The 19,068-nt window shown below is 34.7% G+C and carries 18 protein-coding genes; 12 read left to right on the top strand and 6 right to left on the bottom strand.

The annotated features are described in order from the left end of the window. Positions 1 to 113 precede the first annotated feature (113 nt). Positions 114 to 1,019, bottom strand: coding sequence for a LysR family transcriptional regulator (locus BAOM_RS12945; protein ID WP_127760602.1), 906 nt, complete (start codon positions 1,017 to 1,019; stop codon positions 114 to 116). An 826-nt stretch (positions 1,020 to 1,845) separates the two neighbouring features. Here BAOM_RS12945 and BAOM_RS12940 point away from each other — a divergent pair. From BAOM_RS12940 to istB, 4 genes are all read left to right on the top strand, one after another. Further along, complete coding sequence (locus BAOM_RS12940; RefSeq protein ID WP_127760601.1) at positions 1,846 to 3,027, top strand: acetyl-CoA C-acetyltransferase; 1,182 nt, start codon at positions 1,846 to 1,848, stop codon at positions 3,025 to 3,027. Positions 3,028 to 3,285: 258 nt separating this feature from the next. Beyond that, positions 3,286 to 3,411 (top strand): hypothetical protein, encoded by a 126-nt coding sequence (locus tag BAOM_RS25080; RefSeq protein ID WP_257467276.1) that lies wholly within the window; start codon positions 3,286 to 3,288, stop codon positions 3,409 to 3,411. Between the two features lie 846 nt (positions 3,412 to 4,257). After that, the gene (istA, locus tag BAOM_RS12935) at positions 4,258 to 5,490 is read left to right on the top strand and encodes an IS21 family transposase (RefSeq protein WP_127760600.1); all 1,233 of its coding nucleotides are present in this window, start codon (positions 4,258 to 4,260) and stop codon (positions 5,488 to 5,490) included. Then, positions 5,487 to 6,254 carry an IS21-like element helper ATPase IstB gene (gene istB / locus BAOM_RS12930; protein ID WP_127760599.1) on the top strand — a complete coding sequence of 256 codons (768 nt, stop codon included), beginning with the start codon at positions 5,487 to 5,489 and terminating at the stop codon, positions 6,252 to 6,254. Before istA ends, istB begins: the two co-directional genes overlap by 4 nt. Positions 6,255 to 6,780: 526 nt before the next feature. Here istB and BAOM_RS12920 read toward each other — a convergent pair. From BAOM_RS12920 to BAOM_RS12905, 4 genes are all read right to left on the bottom strand, one after another. After that, positions 6,781 to 7,266, bottom strand: a complete 486-nt coding sequence (locus BAOM_RS12920) for an HXXEE domain-containing protein (protein WP_127760598.1) — start codon at positions 7,264 to 7,266, stop codon at positions 6,781 to 6,783. Between the two features lie 146 nt (positions 7,267 to 7,412). Continuing rightward, positions 7,413 to 7,766, bottom strand: a complete 354-nt coding sequence (locus BAOM_RS12915) for a hypothetical protein (protein ID WP_127760597.1) — start codon at positions 7,764 to 7,766, stop codon at positions 7,413 to 7,415. 378 nt (positions 7,767 to 8,144) lie between these two features. Further along, positions 8,145 to 8,537, bottom strand: a complete 393-nt coding sequence (locus BAOM_RS12910) for a DUF1259 domain-containing protein (protein WP_127760596.1) — start codon at positions 8,535 to 8,537, stop codon at positions 8,145 to 8,147. Between the two features lie 353 nt (positions 8,538 to 8,890). After that, positions 8,891 to 10,123, bottom strand: coding sequence for a cytochrome P450 (locus tag BAOM_RS12905; protein WP_127760595.1), 1,233 nt, complete (start codon positions 10,121 to 10,123; stop codon positions 8,891 to 8,893). A 526-nt stretch (positions 10,124 to 10,649) separates the two neighbouring features. Here BAOM_RS12905 and BAOM_RS12900 point away from each other — a divergent pair. Continuing rightward, entirely contained in the window at positions 10,650 to 10,949 is a 300-nt protein-coding gene (locus BAOM_RS12900) for a hypothetical protein (protein ID WP_127760594.1), read from the top strand. A gap of 133 nt (positions 10,950 to 11,082) precedes the next feature. Beyond that, positions 11,083 to 12,036 (top strand): zinc-binding dehydrogenase, encoded by a 954-nt coding sequence (locus BAOM_RS12895; RefSeq protein ID WP_127760593.1) that lies wholly within the window; start codon positions 11,083 to 11,085, stop codon positions 12,034 to 12,036. A gap of 125 nt (positions 12,037 to 12,161) precedes the next feature. On the opposite strand, the gene BAOM_RS12890 is transcribed toward BAOM_RS12895, so the two are convergent. Beyond that, the gene (locus BAOM_RS12890) at positions 12,162 to 12,647 is read right to left on the bottom strand and encodes a cohesin (RefSeq protein WP_127762564.1); all 486 of its coding nucleotides are present in this window, start codon (positions 12,645 to 12,647) and stop codon (positions 12,162 to 12,164) included. A gap of 428 nt (positions 12,648 to 13,075) precedes the next feature. Between BAOM_RS12890 and BAOM_RS12885 the strand changes: the two genes are divergently transcribed. The 6 genes from BAOM_RS12885 to BAOM_RS12860 all read left to right on the top strand — a co-directional run bounded on the left by BAOM_RS12885 (position 13,076) and on the right by BAOM_RS12860 (position 19,011). After that, entirely contained in the window at positions 13,076 to 14,341 is a 1,266-nt protein-coding gene (locus BAOM_RS12885) for a LysM peptidoglycan-binding domain-containing protein (RefSeq protein WP_127760592.1), read from the top strand. Between the two features lie 484 nt (positions 14,342 to 14,825). Then, positions 14,826 to 16,007 (top strand): YhgE/Pip domain-containing protein, encoded by a 1,182-nt coding sequence (locus tag BAOM_RS12875; RefSeq protein ID WP_127760590.1) that lies wholly within the window; start codon positions 14,826 to 14,828, stop codon positions 16,005 to 16,007. Between the two features lie 45 nt (positions 16,008 to 16,052). After that, the gene (locus BAOM_RS12870) at positions 16,053 to 16,592 is read left to right on the top strand and encodes a PadR family transcriptional regulator (RefSeq protein WP_127760589.1); all 540 of its coding nucleotides are present in this window, start codon (positions 16,053 to 16,055) and stop codon (positions 16,590 to 16,592) included. A gap of 289 nt (positions 16,593 to 16,881) precedes the next feature. After that, complete coding sequence (locus BAOM_RS12865; protein ID WP_127760588.1) at positions 16,882 to 17,880, top strand: patatin-like phospholipase domain-containing protein; 999 nt, start codon at positions 16,882 to 16,884, stop codon at positions 17,878 to 17,880. Between the two features lie 498 nt (positions 17,881 to 18,378). Next, on the top strand, positions 18,379 to 18,507 hold the full coding sequence (locus BAOM_RS25075; protein ID WP_257467260.1) for a hypothetical protein: 129 nt from the start codon (positions 18,379 to 18,381) through the stop codon (positions 18,505 to 18,507). A 90-nt stretch (positions 18,508 to 18,597) separates the two neighbouring features. Continuing rightward, the gene (locus BAOM_RS12860) at positions 18,598 to 19,011 is read left to right on the top strand and encodes a hypothetical protein (protein ID WP_127760587.1); all 414 of its coding nucleotides are present in this window, start codon (positions 18,598 to 18,600) and stop codon (positions 19,009 to 19,011) included. Positions 19,012 to 19,068: the final 57 nt, after the last annotated feature.

Below are 19,068 nucleotides of genomic sequence, written 5' to 3'. Positions count from 1 at the left end.
TATTGCACGGCTAAAGGAATGGAACCAGTAGTTGGGAGCAAACTTTAAATGATAGATTCGTATAAAAAGAGAAGCCCAGCGTCCATTTAAGACGAAGTGGCTACTCTTTTTTGTTAACTTTTCGTAATTTCGGATTTTAGATAATGAATATACTTGTTGGGTAAAATGGATAAATGTTTATCTTCAGATAGAACCAGACCAAATGAAATATTTACACCTCTATGATTCACCAAATCAATCGGAATGATCTCCCCATTTATGACAGGAATATAATTTTTCATGATGAAATCCGGGGCAAATGTAATAGCTAAATTTTCAATGATAGCTTGTAGTATTCCGTCCAAATTATTTGCTGTAAACAAGATTTTCAAGGGCTTATATTTGTTAAAGAAATCTTGCACAAAATACTGCATAAATTCACCGTAATAGGTAACAAGAGTTTGATCAAGTATCTCTTGTGGAGTTATGGTACTAATAAATGCTAAGGGAGATTGTTTGGAAACATAGACTTTCTGCTTCCCTTCTAACAGTGATTCAAAAGCGATTCCTTCCATATTTATGTTCCAATCTGATGAATATGCAATTAGTCCGATGTCGGTCTTATGCTGGCGAACATCTTCTATCACAGAAGTAACGCTTTTTTCGTTTATTTCCACATTTACATGTGGATAATCCTGTCTAAAAGCGGCTAAAGCTTTTACTAGAACCGTCGTTAAACCAGGTATAGAAGATACTCTTAATTCCCCTACTTCCGTCGAATTAAATGAGTTGGCTTTCTCTTTTATTTCCTCAAGCTTTTTTAGTACTTCGTAGGCTTGTTTCAGAATAATTCTGCCTTCATCGGTTGGTACAGCACCGTGTCCCCGTGAGCGATGTAAAATTTTTAGTCCTAATTCTTTTTCTAAACCAGTAATGGATTGGCTAATACCAGATTGAGTCACATGAAGATTCTGTGCTGCTATAGAGAGAGAGTTGTGTTTTGCGACTTCAACAATATATAGTAATTGTTCAAAGTTCATAGTTTTTCTCCTTATATTAGTATATTCCTATCCAAAATAAATATTGTGTTATCTCAATCGATGGGGAAATTAAAGGTAGATCATGTATGTAATGTAAGAAAAGTTGCTTTTCAAGATAGGGTAGGATTCCCTTGTTAAGCAAGACTGTTTAGATGCTGGTGTCTTTGCTGACCAATTACGATTTGATTGACTGTGATGGAAGAGCTGGTGGCTGAAACTATTGCTGAGATGAATCGTAAAGAAATCGCACAGTAGCTTTAAAAGCTAGCGAGATTGTTCTATCATTTGTACTTAAGAGCTACTTATTCACATCCTTTCATTTGCCTAGCTTCGCGTTAGTTGGGAATAAAACTAGTAAAAATATCGAGGATTATTAGGTATACCGTCTTTGGCTATAGTTCTTTTTATGTTTTAGTGCTTGGTAGATTCCCACTAGGCTTTAAATAGTAGTCAAACTTACTTGCAAGTTAAAATCTTTAATTTTATTTAACTACAACTTATCAGTATAATCAATATCATAATAGTAAGAATAATCAAAAAAATCGCTTCCATGCGAGTAAAGGGGGGAATCGTTAGGAAGATAAGTACTTTCCCTAGGATGGAATGTACTAGATTATGAATCTGTCTGTACAATTTTTGTTCCTGTCATTATTTTTCGAAATTCCAATAGTGATGGAGTAGAAAAAATAATGTAGTATGAGCTTCTTTTTATGGCCTCTGAGCTACTAATTAGGATATAGAACGAATAGTGGCTGTTGATAGGAGAATTGAAAACTAAGGTAAATTAGTCAAACGAATTGAAAAACTGGTTTAGGGGGAATGACAAATGACCAATGTTTATATCTTAGGAGGATCGAGAACTCCGTTTGGTAGTTTTGGTGGAATTTTAAAGGATGTTTCTGCTGTGGAGCTTGGAGTGATTGCTAGCAGGGGAGCGATTGAAAAGAGTAAGGTGGAAGCGAAAGAAATTGAGCATGTGTTTGCTGGTAATGTTATTCATACGTCAAAAAATGCAACGTATCTTGGTAGGCATGTAGCCTTAAAGTCCGGGATACCGATTGAGAGCCCTTCTTTAACACTCAATCGTTTGTGCGGTTCCGGCTTGCAAGCCATTGTTTCTGCAGCACAAACGATTTTGTTGGACGAAGCACAAGTCGTTCTAGCCCTTGGCACGGAAAATATGAGCCAATCACCTCATGTTTTAAGGAATGTTCGTTTTGGAACGGGTTTAAAATCTCCTGAAATGGATGACATGCTTTGGGCGACGTTAACGGATGAATATGTGGGTTGCGGAATGGGGATGACGGCGGAAAATCTGGCTACTCAATATGAAATAGGGCGTGACGTACAAGATCAATTTACTCTAGAATCGCAAAAGAAAGCGTCTAGAGCACAGCAAGAAGGACGGTTTAAACAGGAAATTACGCCTGTTATTGTAGAGAATAAAGGAAAACAAATTAATATTGAGGAGGATGAACATATTCGCCATGATGCTACCTTAGAAAAGTTAGCTTATTTAAAGCCAGCCTTTAAAAAGGACGGAACGGTTACTGCTGGAAATGCCAGTGGTATCAACGATGGAGCTGCAGCTATAATTTTGGCCAGCGAATCTTATGTGACAAAGAAACAAGATATAACGCCAATGGCTAGAATTGTTTCGTGGGGAATAGCTGGAGTCGACCCAAGTATCATGGGAATCGGCCCTGTATCAGCAACTAAAATCGCATTAAAAAAAGCAGGTTTAAGCATGAATGATATCGACTTGATTGAAGCGAATGAAGCGTTTGCCGCCCAGTACCTTGCTGTCGAAAAAGAACTTGGACTTAATCGGGAGAAAGTGAATGTAAATGGGGGTGCAATCGCATTAGGTCATCCAGTTGGAGCAAGTGGTGCAAGAATATTGAATTCATTAGCAATTGAATTGAAAAATCAAGGAAAGAAATATGGATTGGCTACCTTGTGTATCGGCGGAGGACAAGGAATTTCCATGATTATTGAATCTGTGTAACATTACATTTTATAGAATTACATGCTCTCACAATGGTAAGGCGGGGATTGTAATGATTTATGTTTGTAAGGAACATTTGATTAAAGGAATCCATTCAATTCAAGTACCTCATGTTGAAAAGGCTTCTTCCACAAAATTTGTTTGCCAATTTTGTAGAAAAGAAGTGAATTATAAATTGTTTATACCAATGTTGAAGAAAAAACTAGTTTCTCATTAGTTTTTTCCATTAGCAAGCTTATGATTGAGAGAGGGCAAGCCATGTTCGAAAGAGAAGGCAGCATCTTCGGTTATGAAAACTTCTATTCTGAGGGGATGCAGAAAGAATTAAATGCACTTGGTTTTAACAGTCTAAAAGATTTAATAAAAAGTTTATCTAAAAAATAATTTATAATTGAACTTTAAAAAGAGTTGAGATTTTGTTTATAGTTAATTCTACTTTTTTTGTAATCGATATGTAGTCAAGGGTGTGCTGACAAAATGTTAATATTTTGCTAACGCAATGAAGTGAAAAACGGTAAATTCTATTTAAAGATGTTACACACTCTCGTCTTACGGGCGGCATGATATAAAAATGCTAATAACCTTTTTAAAATTACACTTTTCAAACCATGTGAAGTGAGGGATATAAACAATAATTATTATCCCTTACTTAGTTTTTTTATTAATACAGAGTTAGAAATGTATTATACTGCTTTATTCAATTTGATTTTAGCAGACCACCTGCTTGACATCTTGCTAACATACTTATTTTTTTGAGCTAAACTTATTTAACTGAGCTAATTTTGAACCTTTAACAAACCTTGATATATTAATCTTTTCTGGACTTATTTAATTCCGTTGAACTAGATTGATTTTACTTAATAAGATTGACAGAATGGGGGTCGGGGGTTCAAGTCCCTCATAGGTCATTATTTACGGAACCCTTGATATTACTGATTTTTCAGTTATCAAGGGGTTTTACTTTATACCTGTAAAATTGATCAAGGGTTGGAGTTCTTTTGAATGTTGTTCTAGTCAGTCAAAAAACAAATAAATTATTAAGAGGGCTGATTGCAGAAACAGAAGAATTTAATAATGAATACATCTTTACAACTGTTTATAGAAATATCATTGAGAAAGTTAGGCTTATGTTAGCAACGGTGATAAAATCCCTAATAACAACGGTTCCAAATTCCCCTAAAATAACGGAGAATTAGTTTCGATACTAGATAAATCGGAGTGGAGAAACTAATGATCAAGATTGGGGAATTTTTTATGATTAGAGAACTATATCAGAAAGGTTGGACCATTACAGCTGTCTCTGAGAAAACAGGCTTTGATCCAAAAACAATACGTAAGTACATAAAGCAAGATACACTGCCTTCTAAAAAGAAAGTGGATCGAAAAGGAAGTATACTTGATCCCTATAAACAGTATATTCTTCAAAGAATTAAGGAAGGAACCATAAATTGTGCAGTTTTACTAGATGAAATTGAAGCCCTTGGTTATAAGGGGAAAATGACCATCTTAAGGGATTTTGTTAGACCATACAGAGAAAGTCCTAAGAAACAAGCAACCTTACGGTTTGAGACACCTCCTGGTAAGCAGGCTCAAATGGATTGGGCACATGTAGGTGAATTTGAAGTTGATGGGGAAATGAAAGAAGTATATGCCTTCGTTATGGTATTGGGCTATTCCCGAATGAAGTATATTGAATTTACAAGCAGCATGGATTTGGAAACACTCATGAAATGTCATATGAATGCATTTGCATACTTTAATGGAGTACCAGAGCAAATCCTCTACGATAATATGAAAACAGCAGTTACTAAGCATACACCTATTGAAATTCGGTTTAATAGAAAGTTTGAGGATTTCCTTGCCTACTATGGAATTGTTCCAAAGGCATGTAAACCAAGTAGACCTCAAACTAAAGGAAAAGTGGAGAATGTAGTTGGCTATCTCAAGAAGAACTTTATGAAGCGAAGGCATCAGCCGAATTTACATTCATTAAATGAGGATGTTCGAAAGTGGTTGGATAAAACAGCAAATAAAAAACCAAATGGTACTACAAATGAATCACCATTAAAGAGATTTGAACTAGAACAAAAACATCTAGGAAACTCTAATATGAAACCAGCATTTCCGCTTGCACATTGGGAAATACGCGAAGTAAGTAGAGACTCCTTTATATCTTATAATGGGAAACGGTATTCTGTTCCGTTCCGATTTGTAGGCCAGAAAGTAAAGGTAAAAGAAACACTTGAGCACCACATTGAAATTTATGATGAATTTGAATGTATAGCTAAGCATCCTATACTAACAGGGAAAACAGAAGTTCATATGAAACTGGAACATTATAAAAAAGGATTGAATGAGACAACTACAGGTTTGGCGACCAGTCTCAATCAATCCCCTGATCTTGAAGTGGAACAACGTTCCCTACAAGTGTATGAACAATTAGAAGGGAGTGACCTTGGATGAGCACTCAACATCTAACTGAACGACTAATAAAAGTTGGATGGCAGCATACTGCAGACCAAATTGAAGGTCTACTAGAAGATGCCTCTAAAGATAATGTACCATATTCTGAGTTTCTTAACACTATTCTGTTAAACGAAATTCAATACAGAGAATCAGTAGAATTAGAGAAAAGATTATTAAAAGCAAAACTTCCATTTCAAAAGACTATTCATGACTTTGAATTTGATTTTCAACCAAGTATTAGTGAAAAGCGCGTTAAGGAAGTTCTAACCTGTCGGTTTATTGAAAATGGTGACAATGTCTTACTCCTGGGTCCTCCAGGGGTAGGCAAGACCCACCTTTCAGTAGCATTCTCTACAGAAGCAATCATAAAAGGTTATACCGCCCTCTTTATTAGGGCAGATGATTTCATCAATGAATGTAATAAAGCAGAAAAACAAGGACTCATAAACAGGGTGATAAAACGTTGGAGTAGGCCAAACATATTGGTTATTGATGAATTAGGTTATTTTCCTTTTGATAATCTAAGTGCAAATATATTCTTTCAGGTTATTTCTAAACGTTATGAACAAGGCAGATCTTTGATTATTACATCTAATAAGTCATTTATTGAATGGGGAAAAATATTTGGAGATGAAGTATTAGCAACAGCAATACTAGACCGTCTTCTACATCACGCCACTACATTTAATATTAAGGGAGGCTCTTACAGGCTTCGTGAGAAGCAAAAAGCCGGCATTCAGCCAGCTGTCATAAATCGTTGATAATCGGGAATTTTGTTCCGTTGAAAAAAGGGAATTTTAATCCGTTGTTGACAGCTTAGACAAAAAGGGTCAAGCGATATGGAAAAGATGCAGATATAACAGGTGTAAGGGTTTCACCTCACGCATTTAGATCTACATTTGTAAAATATCACTTGTAAAATAATAGGGATGTCATGACCCTTCAAAAGATTTTAGGACATTCATCTATAGAGATGGTACGGAGATATGTTCAAATGACAGACAATGACATTCATCAACAACATAACAAATTTAGCTCTATCAATAACTTGTGATTGGATATGAGCAGATACAGGAATTTATCTTGTATCTGTTTAGTGATAATAAAGTCCTTTAATTTCACCATTCTAAAACCAGCAAACCTTCCAACTATTATATTTTGGAAGGTAGTTTAAGTTGTTTAAGTTCTAATCATATTTATGATTGTGGGCATGAAAATTGAGTAATAAAGTTATTTAATTCACGAGCCATATCTTCGTGTAAAGCCTCCAAATTAACTATAAAGAAATTAATAAACAGGGAATATTCTTTTCCCAATTCTAAATAATAAAGGAATTACTAATATTAAAATTGGTCCTACAATAATCGTTGAAAAAACAGTTTCTTTTAAGGAAATTAGTTCATCCATAAACATTCTATACAATATTAAAGAATTGATAGGAATGTTTAGTAAAACCCCTGTTAAAAGACCAGGTGCATATTTTTTCATTACAATTGTTGCAAGAAGATGAGGGAAAATGGCATTAAGTATCATTGAACCTAAAAATCCAATAAACACCCATTTAACTAGAATAGACTCAGGAAAATAAAAATAACTAAATGCAGATAAATAAGCTAGTGATGTAATAACCAACACAGCAAAATGAAATTCATTTGTACTTACTGCCCTTTGAAATTTTGAAGGTTGTTGAGACCATTGTGGCAACCATAAAGCTTCTTCTAAATTATGTAATGTGATGGCTAAACAAAAGAAAATTAAAAGTGATTCTTGCATAAATCCACTTCCTTATAACTGTTTGTTTGATTGTTAAATTAACAAATATCGAGATATAGGACAGTATCTGCTTTTTGTTGTCTGTGAATAACATTAAACAGCTTATTAAGTATTTTCTTCATTGAATAAAGGCTATCTGTAGTAGCTTAATAGGAATAAATTATTGTGTAGTATCTTGTATAATCTTTATAAGAAATACTTTTCGTCATATTATCTTTTTCAAAAACTAAATGATTTGCATTTTCTATTATTTTAACTGAATTCCATCCATCTTTATCCATCATTTCAATAAAAGGTGCGAACTCTCCTTGTTTCACTAAATATTCTTCATCTCTCCACACTTCAACCATTTCTTTATCTTGAAAAATCATTTTTGATATAGCTACAACTAATGGAATAGGATTTCCCTCTTGGAAAATTACTTCTCTTTTTTTGATGATAAATATAGATAAAAGGCTAAATATTAGTGCAGTTATTATAAATACTTTTGATTTTAACAAATAAATTAAATCCCTTTCCTTCTTTTTATATTACAACCTTAACTTCTTCCTCCTTTATATTATAGGGATATTTTAGCATATTGATGTAGCTGAAAATATGAAAAAAATGCTATATTCATAGGATTTAGATGTTTTGTCTCCGTTTGCCGATTCGCTTATCAATCCCAGCATCCATTCGAAGTGACCATACTTTACCTGCTTTTCTAACTGACATTAAGAAACCTCCATGTTGAGATGGAGGTAGGGGGTGCTAAACAGTATGAGTCTGTAGTGCTGTTTTCATTCAACAAAGTTTAAAATTCTATAAAAACAAATAGATATTTATGATAATTTGAGACTAACATTGCTGGGAATGATTCGTTCAAAGATTCAAGTAATCTAATGTTTTAAAACACTAAAGGCTTTTGCGACTTTTTGTGCAAACGTTAATGGAGGTTCCACAGATTGAAAATGAACATATAAAATATTGGGATTGGTAAAAATCCAGTGATTATGAATAGCGCTTATGATTAGGTTATTACGAACTAATATATTAACAAAAGGCGAGATTTCTTCTTCTAGGAGGACAACTTCTCCAAGATTAAGTGCATTTCCTTCGTGATCCATTGATTCAAACGATATTCCTGCGTGAAGTTCACCACGACTTGGACGTCCTTGGATAGTGACATGAAGATTTCGATTGATTTCTACTGAACAAACTCCATGTTTCACATTAGCCTTCCCGTTAACAATTTGAGCATATTGATGGCATATATCATGGAAGTTCAGCATAGTAAAACACCTCATTTTTTTCTAAAATTTATGAATTAAGGTGAAGGTCTAGAACTAATAATCGTGATGTTAATGCGTATTAGGTTGATTATATGCAATAAAAGAAGGTTCTTATTTAACTAATGGGGCGTTTCTACAATATGTGAAGGCGCTTTTTTTACTAACGGTTGGACAAGGATTGAAACGTATTGGCTGAAGAAACTAAGCATTATCGAAAATACCTATAAAAAAATTACTATCAATCACAAAATCCTAACAAAAGCAGAGACACGAAAAGAACTGCAAACACTTAAAAGGAGTACCGTCAGGAAAATGCGGTTTCTTGCCGGTATCCTTTATTGACTTTTACATTTTTAGTTGTAAACCTTCATCGGTAGATAAGTTAAGGACTGTCCAGTAGCTGAAGCAGTTAAATTTTTTTCTAATTCGAATCCATTAATTGGTTCGATACGAGAAAACTTTTGTAAGAATGCCTCTAGTGCAATTTTCATTTCTAATCGTGCAAGAGGTGCACCTAAACAGAAATGTGGACCATTTCCGAATGTTAAATTCTTTTTATTGTTTGAACGATGAATGTCTAGAGAGAAAGGATCTTCAAACATAGTTTCATCCATGTTGGATGCACTCATCCACGCGATGACTACATCTCCTTTTTTTAAATCAACACCTAATAAATTATTGTCTTGTTTCACAGTACGATCTCTTCGTGACATATGAAAACGGTATCGGAGCATTTCTTCGATTGCGTTTGGCACTAGTTCCCGATTACTTTTTAGTACCCCATATAATGACTCATCATCATAGAGCAATGAATAGAACGTATTGGCAATCGCATGGCTGGTTGTTTCAACACCCGCGCCTAAAAGTAACATTGTGACCTGCACAATCTCCTCATCTGTCAACCTTTCACCTTCTACTTCAACTCGGATTAAGTCAGAGATAATATCATCGGAAAGGTTTGAACGTTTTTGAATGACAATCGGGTAGAGAAATTGGAAATATTCTTTTGCAGCATTTTGTTTTGCTAACTCAATGTCTTCCAGCCTTTCTTTGTCATAAGGTTGGAAAAGAATATCAATCCATTTCTTGAACTGACCTCTATCTTGTACCGGTACCCCAAATAAATCTGCTATAACTAGACTAGGAAAAGGGGAAGCGAAGGCTTCAACAATATTTACAGTAGAGTTTTCTTGTATGCCTTCTACAAGTTCAGTTGCAATCTGTTGAATACGAGGTTCCCAGTTCTTCAAACTGCGGGGAGTGAAAGCTGCGGCTAACAAGGAGCGTGCTTTCCGATGTTGAGGTGGATCTAAGAGTGTAATATTCATAATAGGTGAAGTTTTTTCTTGTTTGTTATTAGCTCCAACAAAAATGGTTGTTCTAGGACCTTCACTTGAAAAGAATTCATAGTTGCTCAACACTTGTTTAACATCTTCATATTTAAACACATTCCATGTATTTGTTTGTTCATGATAATAAACAGGATGATGATGCAACATTTCTTTATACCAATCAATCGGAAAAAATTCCTCTGCATGTGACTGGAAATTTGTGATTTCTTTAATTGGAATGACTTCTTTATTCATAATAACCTTACTCCTCCTTCAAAATGGATTATACAACTTACCTTTATTTTTAATAAAGCAGCATACTTATGGGACAACTTCCTAATTAAAAAATACTCTAATTAGAGTATTTTTTATAGAGTAAAAGGTAATAGGATATAGTAACTGTATATAATTGGAAATTTATATAAAAAATAATCCTCATATAGCAGAACATTTTACTTGTCCTGCTATATGGGGATTTAAAATAAAATTCGATAATTTATAAAAAAGTCTGATCATTTATAATAAAGATTGATAAAAAGAACTATTTTGCAGAATATTTCATTGTTCAACAATCGGGCCATTTTGTGGAGTAAAGAAAGGGGTAGAAAAAAGTAGAAGTAAGCTGATGCAATATATGAAAATAATTCAACTCCCTGAAGGAACAGTTGGGAGATATCAGTTCTGTGTTGAAGTCTTAAACGATAAAAAGACGTATAATTCCTACATTTTTGTAAATGATAAATCAGGTAAGAGAAACTTAAATTCAGGAGTTTTTATATGAGTGAATCCAGTTACAAACTTTTTAGACAGTAGCAGACATAGTACATCTTTGGTGTTGTTACATGGCAAACAGTATGGTGAGTTGTTTTTAACATATGGTCTCAAAATTGCCCAGAATAAAAAGATACTTTCACAAGTTCAACAACCATACGACATTGCTGTTCAGACCATAACTATCTTTTGGAATATAAATAAGGAAATTACTGTTTCGGTGGGATTTACGAACGAGGATGTGAAATCGGTTAAAATCGCTGTTTCACGAGAAGATGATTCCAAAGATACGAAACAACAAAAAGGTTAGTTTGTTGACAAATAGTAAGATGAAGAGTAAAGTATATTTATAATATATCTTGAATTAAAGATATTTGAATTAAGTATAACTTAGATAATACTATTGTGTAATAAAGAAGTAAAACAATTTGGAGGCGATAGTTATGAAAGGTTGGCTATTTTCAGGTACAAACAAACCACTAGAATTGATTGAAAAAGAAGATCCAAAAGCAATTCCAGGTCAAGTTGTTATAGAAGTGAAAGCTGCTGGTCTATGCCATTCGGACGTTGCAGCATTACAAGATCCAGGTTGGATGCCACTTTTCCCAAATGGTCCTGTTATTATGGGGCATGAGTTTGCTGGGGTAGTTATTGAAGTGGGTGAAGGTGTTGAAGATATTAAAGTTGGAGACCGAGTTGGGGCTAACCCAATGGATCGAGCAACGAAAATTACTGCTGGGTACACATATGACGGCGGTTATGCAGAAAAAGTCCGTGTTCCAGCTCATCAATGCGTAATTATTCCTGAAGGAGTTTCCTTTGTAGAAGGGGCAGCTTCAACAGATGCAGGAATTACAGCTTATCGAGCTCTTTTCAGTATTGGACAAGCAAAAGAAGGTACAAAATTAGGAATTATCGGTATCGGTGGACTTGGTCAATTTGCTTTGCAAATGGCATTAATTAAAGGTTGCGAAGTGTACGCTACAGATGTTTCTCCAGAAGCTCGAAAACTTGCTGAAGAACTAGGGGCAAACAAAGTTTACGACACTGTTCTAGATATGAAAGAAGTGGAATGTGACGTTATTGTTGACTTTGCTGGTTTTGGACAAACAACTTCTGATGCACTGGAAGCTGTAAGACCACAGGGAACAGTTGTAATTGTAGGTATGGGTAAATTAGAATCTAATATCAATACTTATTTAATGATTACAAAAGAAATTAAGCTTTTAGGAAGTAATGGTGGGTCAGTAGAAGACTTAAAAGGTGTATATGATTGCTTCGCTACTGGAAAAATGAGTCCAAATCTTATTACAATTCCGTTTGAAGAAATCGACAAAGGTATTGAAAAACTGAAAAATCATGAAGTTAAAGGCCGCTTAGTCGCTGTATTTGAATAAATATAAGTTTTCTTTGTAATAAAGGTAGAGAGGTTGAGACAAAACTCTCATCTGAAGTGAAATAGCCTGTGAAATTTTACAACAAGTAAAATTTCACAGGCTTTCATATTTTTAGAATAAAATTATCAGTACTTAGGTTTCTGATTACCCAAATTTGCACCATTATCATGCTTTAATGTTTGGCCTTTAGAAGGGGCAAATTCTTTCGCAATCTCTTCTTGGCTCTTCGATTGTGATTTCAATGAAGCAAACGCATTTGACATTCTACTTGCTTGACCGTTTGTAGGAAGGAACTCTTTTGCAATCTCTTCTTGGCTCTTTGATTGTGATTTCAATGAAGCAAATGCATTTGACATTCTACTTGCTTGACCGTTTGTAGGAAGGAACTCTTTCGCAATCTCTTCCTGACTTTTAGGTTTAACATTGGTTGAAAGCTTAGCTACAGGGGTATTAGAAGGAATGCTCTTTTGATTAAGGGTTGGCGAAAATTCTTTCGCAATCTCGTCAAAATTTTTTAACAATGAACCTACAGTATTTCCTAGTTTCGATTGACCTTTATTTGTCTGACCACTTTTTTTATTTTTCTTATGATCGAATATTGACAATATCATCATCTCCTCTGTACTTAATATGAGAGAAGGTGAATGTAATTATGTCAAGAAAGGTTTGTCAAAACATCTAGTGCTGAAAATCTTTCATTGTGCATTATTCAATTGGATATTTTTTTGCGTTTTTTCATAAATTCGTCGTTATTAATACAACATAATACCCACAACGTTAGTTTCGTGGTTTTTAATATTCCACAATCGGGCGCGATTCTTCAATATGAAGGATTGTTTTTTTATTCAAATAACGATGTGAATTGTTGAAATATAGGTTTTGAATAAATATATCAGGAGCGAATCCCTAGGTCTGCCATGTTTCTCCTCTCTTTTTTCTTTTAAACAAACATTCCTTTGCATTCTCTATGGGAATCCCAAGTTTTTGGGTACTATTTAATGAATTCAAGACCATATACTAGGAACAAGGGGTGAAACGAATGACCGTTCATATTGTCCAAAAGGGGGAATCCTTATGGCAAATTGCAAATCAATATCAGGTTCCGGTTTCTACTATTGTTGAAGTGAATGGTTTGCCTTCTGCGAATGCCATCATACCTGGTCTAGCGCTTTACATTCCGGACGAAGCTATTGTTCAGATAAGGCCTTATATGGTCAAAGCAGGAGATACGTTTTTGCAGCTGGCTAATCGTTTTAATACCACGATAGAAGCTATATTACAAGCAAATCCAAGGATAGATCCGAGTCAATTATATATTGGCCAAAGGCTCCTGATTCCAACACCATTGAAACCCCAAATAGAAACGCTAGGATTCATTATTACATACTCACCACAATCCACTTTACCAATTCTTCGGACTTTATCTAATTCGCTTACGTATATAGCAGTTGTATCTTATTCGTTCACCACACAAGGCTATGCCTATGTGTTATTAGATGATACAGAGGTCGTTAGGGAAAGCAACAAGCTGGGTGTTACAACTCTTTTAATGATTCGTAACTTTACATCCGAGGGTTTTGATGCTGAATTAGCCGGGAACGTGTTTGCTAATCCCGTTTATCGGAGAAATTTAATTGATAGTTTATTACGGTTTGTTAATGAAAAAGAATATGACGGAGTTTCACTGGATATTGAATTTATTCCTCCTGCACGAAGGAAAGAGTTTAATACATTTTTGAACGAATTAAAAGCTGCTCTTGGTCCGCGCATTCTACATGTTAATGTACATGCAAAAACAGAAGACCTTCCAACGAATCGAATCGTAGGAGCCTATGACTATCAGTCAATTGGAGCGATTGCAGACGTGGTAGCTGTTATGACAATTGATTATGGATATCCAGGCGGTCCGCCCGATCCGGTAGCCCCGTTGTGGTGGATGGATCAGATTGTCCGGTATGCAACAAGTTTGATTGATTCTCGTAAGGTACAAATTGCTTTTCCTTTGTATGGATATGATTGGAGAGTAATCGATAATACAACCACGGCTTTATCAGTTAATGGTGCACAAAACCAGGCAATCTCTGCTAACACAGTGATTGAATTTAATCAGGTAGCAGCCTCACCATGGTATCAAAATTGGAAGGGGATGGAAAAACATATCGTTTGGTTTGAAGATATTAGGAGTTATCAGGAAAAATACAATGTAGTCGATCAATATCAATTGTTAGGTGTAACGTACTGGCAATTGAACCTGCCAGCACCGCAGAATTGGGTTTATTTAAATAATCATTTTATTGTTACATAGAGCAACCGGATCTGGGTTGCTTTTATTATTCCGCAAAAAGGCTTAATTCTTTAATAAGAAATGCGAATTTCAAATTTGACATATATTGCGAAGTAAACAAAAAACAAGTCCCTCTATAAAGGGACGTTTTATTAGGAAATTGAATAGGTTATTCCAGAAAAGGGCGCTTTAATTGAGCAAGAATCACAAAAATTATCAAATTTTTTATAAAAAGATGCTTCAATTGAATATAGAAAAAGCGTGTTTTGATCAATTTTTTTTCAAAATACGCTTTTTTTATTTGCTCTTTTATAAAGTTGCACTATATGGGGAGTATTTTTCATTTTTTTTACCATGTAAAAATGAAGTATTTTTTCATTGACTTCGCAAAAAGAATAAAATAACCTATAAAGATACTTTAATTTGAGTACTATTACTAAAGTGATTTAGTTAAAGTGATGTAGTTTGATTAAAATAAACTTTAACTCAAGGAAGGATACAACATATGAAATTTACTCAGTTCTTAAAAACAAGAGGGGCAACTGCTACAATCTTTATGGGGATTTTCTATGCAATTGCAATGCTAGGTATATTCTTACCTGGTTATACAGCGATTCCAGGAAATATCGATAAATTACCGATTGCTATTGTCAATGATGATGCCGGTGAATATGGGGCAAAGATTGCCGATCAGTTACAAGAAAATTTACCGTTTAAGGAAATCGAGACGGATTTAACAAATAAACAGGCCTTAAACGATTTAGAACACAATGATTTAGCATTAGTCGTATATATTCCAGAGACATTCTCCGCGGATATGCAAAAAGGTGAAGTGTCATCAAGTATCGACTTTACAGTTAATGAAGCAGGGGCAACAGTTGTTTCTTCCACTATGAATTCAATTGTTACAGAAATTAATAGCCAGTTAAGCACACAATTTTCACAACAAACAGCTCAAGGCGTATTAATGAACTTTAATGTACCAGAAGAGCAAGCTGCTGAATTGGCTAAAAAGATTGAAACAGCTTATGTAGGAAATATAGTTACAATCAACGAAATGCCAGACGGTATGCATAATAATATGCTGCCAATGTTTTTAACGATGGCTGGTTATACGGGTGCGATGATTGGAGCGATGCAATTAGTAGTTGCCTTTAAGGAAAGCCGTGGAAAAGCAAGTAAAACACGTTTATTCAGCTATGTACAATTAACTGCGTTATTGGTTGCAGTTGTATCATCATTATTTGCTTTGGGTTTAACATATTTAATCAATGAGCCAAGTGGTGACCTGTTCTTCAGTTTAGTAGGACAGCAAATTTTAAACTATATGGTATGTTTTAACTTTACCGCGATTGTGATCTTCTTAATGGGTGAAGGAGGTATGATTTTAAACTTACCAATTTTATTAATACAAACACTAGCAAATGGTGCCACAATTACACGTGATATGATGTACTTGCCATATGAGTGGATGAGTCACATTTCGCCAATGTATTACTCGGTACAGGCATACTTTGCAAACCTATATGGCAGCATTAGTCCAAGTCCGTATATTTGGTCAATGGTTACAGTAGGTGCGGTTGCCCTGTTAATTAATATTGCTATTGTCGCGTTTATCCACAAACCAATGCCAATAGAAGTATCGGAAACAGAAAGTGTAAAGAATGCAACTGAAATCACAGCGTAGTTTTGCTAAAATAAGAAGAGAATTCTTCTTGAAGGAGCAAAGAGAATGTCCATTCAAATTTTTATATTGAGTAAACTGATGGAGGATAACAATTATCCTTATAAATTAAAAAAACAGCTTTCAGATCCCATTCCATTGGATCAACTAGGTGGATTGACAGAAAGTAAACTGTACTACCACTTTGATTCATTAGCCAAACAAGGTTTGATTGAGACCGTTGAAATCGTAAAAGAAGAACATCGACCTGATAAGCAAATATTTACGATTACGGCTAAAGGTCGTGAAGAACTACCGAAAAAAATCTACAAGTTGTTTGAAAGCACGGATAAGATTAGTGATATGGTGGTGGGGTTAGCAAGCATCAAGTATGTGAATCGTGAGAAAGTAGTAGAAATATTAGAGAAAAAATTAAAAAATATTAAGGATCATTGGGAGCAAATTACTAATTTCGAAAAGCAGATTCAGATAGACAAAGAACACGAGAAGTTTGCAGAATTTATGAGTGGCTATGTTTCAACTAGAACAGAGCACACAATTTATTGGCTTGAAGAGTTAATTAAGCGAATTAAACAAAGGGAAATATAATGGGGGTGTAGTTTGTTCCAAAATAAAATAAAGAAAAGCTAGTTTTCATCAGATTTCTGGCTGACCTTATAATACGAACGGGTGCGTTGATCCAAGAAGGATTAACGCACTTTTTTTATAGTGTGCTAACGAGCAGCATTAATTGAACAAGGAAGGAAATCCTTAACTATCTGAATATCGAAAACATTCCACAAATATGGTAAATATCATATGCTTAGAAGGTATTTGCTCCCTTATAAAGAATTGGATTAGATGAGATCAAAATTTTTTCAATTGGGAGTGGTTCACTATGTTAGCTTTAGCTCTACAAGGCATTGGGGGAATGAACTCATTTGCGGCTGGGGTACTTCAAACGCTTCGAAATGAGGGGGTAAAGCCCGATTTGATTTCAGCTACCAGCGGTGCTATATTGTCAGCATATCATTTTTTGCAAAAAGACCCTAATGCTATTGGAAAACATTATGATGAGTATTTTAAATCCGAAGAAAATGGAATCCCAACTTTTTTCAAATTCATGCAATACGCATACATGGGCATTCCTGAAAAATTTTCTCCTAATTACCTCAACATTTTTGAAAGATTGCCTGACAATTGGCCTTTTTCGAGATTGGAGGAATGGATTAACTTCTGCTTCCCTAACAAAATTTACAAATCTGAATTTCCTCAACAATTTTTTGATGATATCGCCAATTTTTTTTCCACCAATGAGGAAGTGGGAATTATTATGAATGCTTATAATGTTAATAACGATCAGGCGGTTTTGTATGTGAACGAACGTGCTCTGGATACAATGGAATTAAACAAGAGCGAAAATTTTGAGGTCAAACCAATAACTCCGGATGGTGTGAGAGCATGTTTGCAGTTGCTCCAATATGGAGACTTTAAAGGGGAATATGATGGAGCTTATCAATATAATCCGGTTTTGTCTCCGTTGGTAGTGGCTGACGAGATTATTTTGGTGACAGTAGGGCCACTAGGCAAATCTCTGGACCCGATCGATAACATTTTTGATATCGAAGACTTTAAATTGAAGATGTTATTTAAAAATGCCCTTTATGCAGAGCTTAATGATATTTCCCGGATTAATAAACTTATTGAATATGGAAATAAGCTGGTTCGTCCAGAATCAGCAAATAAACCGTATAAAGAGTACAAACCGATTAAAGTGCAAACAATTCAGCCTACAATTCATCGTGGATTCTTTGAATATTTTGTGGAAACCCGTGAGTTTTACCAGGATGGTGTGTTTCAAGCGAAAAAGTTCATTGATGATAGTCTAAATAAGTAGGCACAGATTGAATGTGGATAAATCCCTCGTATAATTCATTGTTTTTGAACTAGAATATTGAAAATTATCAAATTATTATTGACAATTCTTTCGATATGATAAATTAAGTTTATGAGTTTAGTGTGAATTAAACATATACATATTGTTAGAGGCTGATTAGACAACTAAAGGCCCCTATGTTCAATTATATGCTTGTTCAAGTATATATTGAAATAGGGGTCTTTTTGTTTTCAAACATTAAGCTCGAAGGTTAATTTAAAGTTAATGAAATGTAGGCACTGACTACTGTTGACTGAAGCAAATCAGAAGCTCTTTTCAAGTCAAGCCCGATTGAGGTATGACTTTTTTGAATATGTTCCGTCAATAGAACCAGAAAAATGTTCATTTTTTTCGAGAAGGCGGTTCAATTTAAATGAAATATACATTTTGGAGACATAAAAGTCAAAATCAAAAGAAAACTATAAGGGTAATAACATCCAGAGAAGGAGTAAAACAGCCATGAAAAAGCCATTCATCGTAATAATTCTGTTCTGTATGCTTACCGCCTTTGCAGGAACAGAAGGGAGTGTACAAGCAAAAGGTCCTTGTATCAACCCTTCTATCATCAATTTAAAATATCCGATGTAAAAGCTTTGGATTGAACATGCATGGTGGACAAGAGAATTTATTGTTTCCAATCTTGCCGAATTGAAGGATCAAAATGCAGTTTTAGCACGGTTGTTACAAAATCAAGAGGAAATTGGAAATATCATTAAGCCTTATTACGGTGAAGAAGCCGGAAATAAATTAACTGCGTTGTTGAAGGAGCATATTTTGATTGCAGGAAAAATAATTGATGCTGCTAAAAAAAGTGACAAGGCGGCAGTTGACCGATTTAATAAAGATTGGTATCGGAACGCAGATGAAATAGTTGCATTTTTAACAAATGCCAATCCAAATTGGTCTAAACAAGTTCTAACAGAAATGTTTTATAAGCATTTGAAGTTGACAACTGATGAAGTAGAAGACCGTTTACAAGGAAAATGGATGGAAGATATTAAAACAGCAGATGTTAATGAAACCCATCTCATCCATATGGGAGATTTTTTAACAGACGGCATCGTTAAGCAATTTCCTAATAAGTTTAAATAAGGTAAGTGCCTTCACTCATGTATGAGGGAAGGCTTTTTATTTTATTTTTTAAACAAG

The sequence above is a fragment of the Peribacillus asahii genome, from assembly GCF_004006295.1.
Lineage (GTDB): Bacteria > Bacillota > Bacilli > Bacillales > DSM-1321 > Peribacillus > Peribacillus asahii_A.
The sequence above is the reverse complement of the archived record's forward strand: the minus strand, read 5'-3'. Positions and strand labels throughout refer to the sequence as shown.

What these genes read in the sequence shown, in the direction of transcription:
- BAOM_RS12945 (WP_127760602.1), bottom strand. Translation starts at nt 1,019, where the DNA reads ATGAACTTTGAACAATTACTATATATTGTTGAAGTCGCAAAACACAAC.
- BAOM_RS12940 (WP_127760601.1), top strand. Translation starts at nt 1,846, where the DNA reads ATGACCAATGTTTATATCTTAGGAGGATCGAGAACTCCGTTTGGTAGT.
- BAOM_RS25080 (WP_257467276.1), top strand. Translation starts at nt 3,286, where the DNA reads ATGTTCGAAAGAGAAGGCAGCATCTTCGGTTATGAAAACTTCTATTCT.
- istA (WP_127760600.1), top strand. Translation starts at nt 4,258, where the DNA reads ATGATCAAGATTGGGGAATTTTTTATGATTAGAGAACTATATCAGAAA.
- istB (WP_127760599.1), top strand. Translation starts at nt 5,487, where the DNA reads ATGAGCACTCAACATCTAACTGAACGACTAATAAAAGTTGGATGGCAG.
- BAOM_RS12920 (WP_127760598.1), bottom strand. Translation starts at nt 7,266, where the DNA reads ATGCAAGAATCACTTTTAATTTTCTTTTGTTTAGCCATCACATTACAT.
- BAOM_RS12910 (WP_127760596.1), bottom strand. Translation starts at nt 8,537, where the DNA reads ATGCTGAACTTCCATGATATATGCCATCAATATGCTCAAATTGTTAAC.
- BAOM_RS12905 (WP_127760595.1), bottom strand. Translation starts at nt 10,123, where the DNA reads ATGAATAAAGAAGTCATTCCAATTAAAGAAATCACAAATTTCCAGTCA.
- BAOM_RS12895 (WP_127760593.1), top strand. Translation starts at nt 11,083, where the DNA reads ATGAAAGGTTGGCTATTTTCAGGTACAAACAAACCACTAGAATTGATT.
- BAOM_RS12890 (WP_127762564.1), bottom strand. Translation starts at nt 12,647, where the DNA reads ATGATATTGTCAATATTCGATCATAAGAAAAATAAAAAAAGTGGTCAG.
- BAOM_RS12885 (WP_127760592.1), top strand. Translation starts at nt 13,076, where the DNA reads ATGACCGTTCATATTGTCCAAAAGGGGGAATCCTTATGGCAAATTGCA.
- BAOM_RS12875 (WP_127760590.1), top strand. Translation starts at nt 14,826, where the DNA reads ATGAAATTTACTCAGTTCTTAAAAACAAGAGGGGCAACTGCTACAATC.
- BAOM_RS12870 (WP_127760589.1), top strand. Translation starts at nt 16,053, where the DNA reads ATGTCCATTCAAATTTTTATATTGAGTAAACTGATGGAGGATAACAAT.
- BAOM_RS12865 (WP_127760588.1), top strand. Translation starts at nt 16,882, where the DNA reads ATGTTAGCTTTAGCTCTACAAGGCATTGGGGGAATGAACTCATTTGCG.
- BAOM_RS25075 (WP_257467260.1), top strand. Translation starts at nt 18,379, where the DNA reads ATGAAAAAGCCATTCATCGTAATAATTCTGTTCTGTATGCTTACCGCC.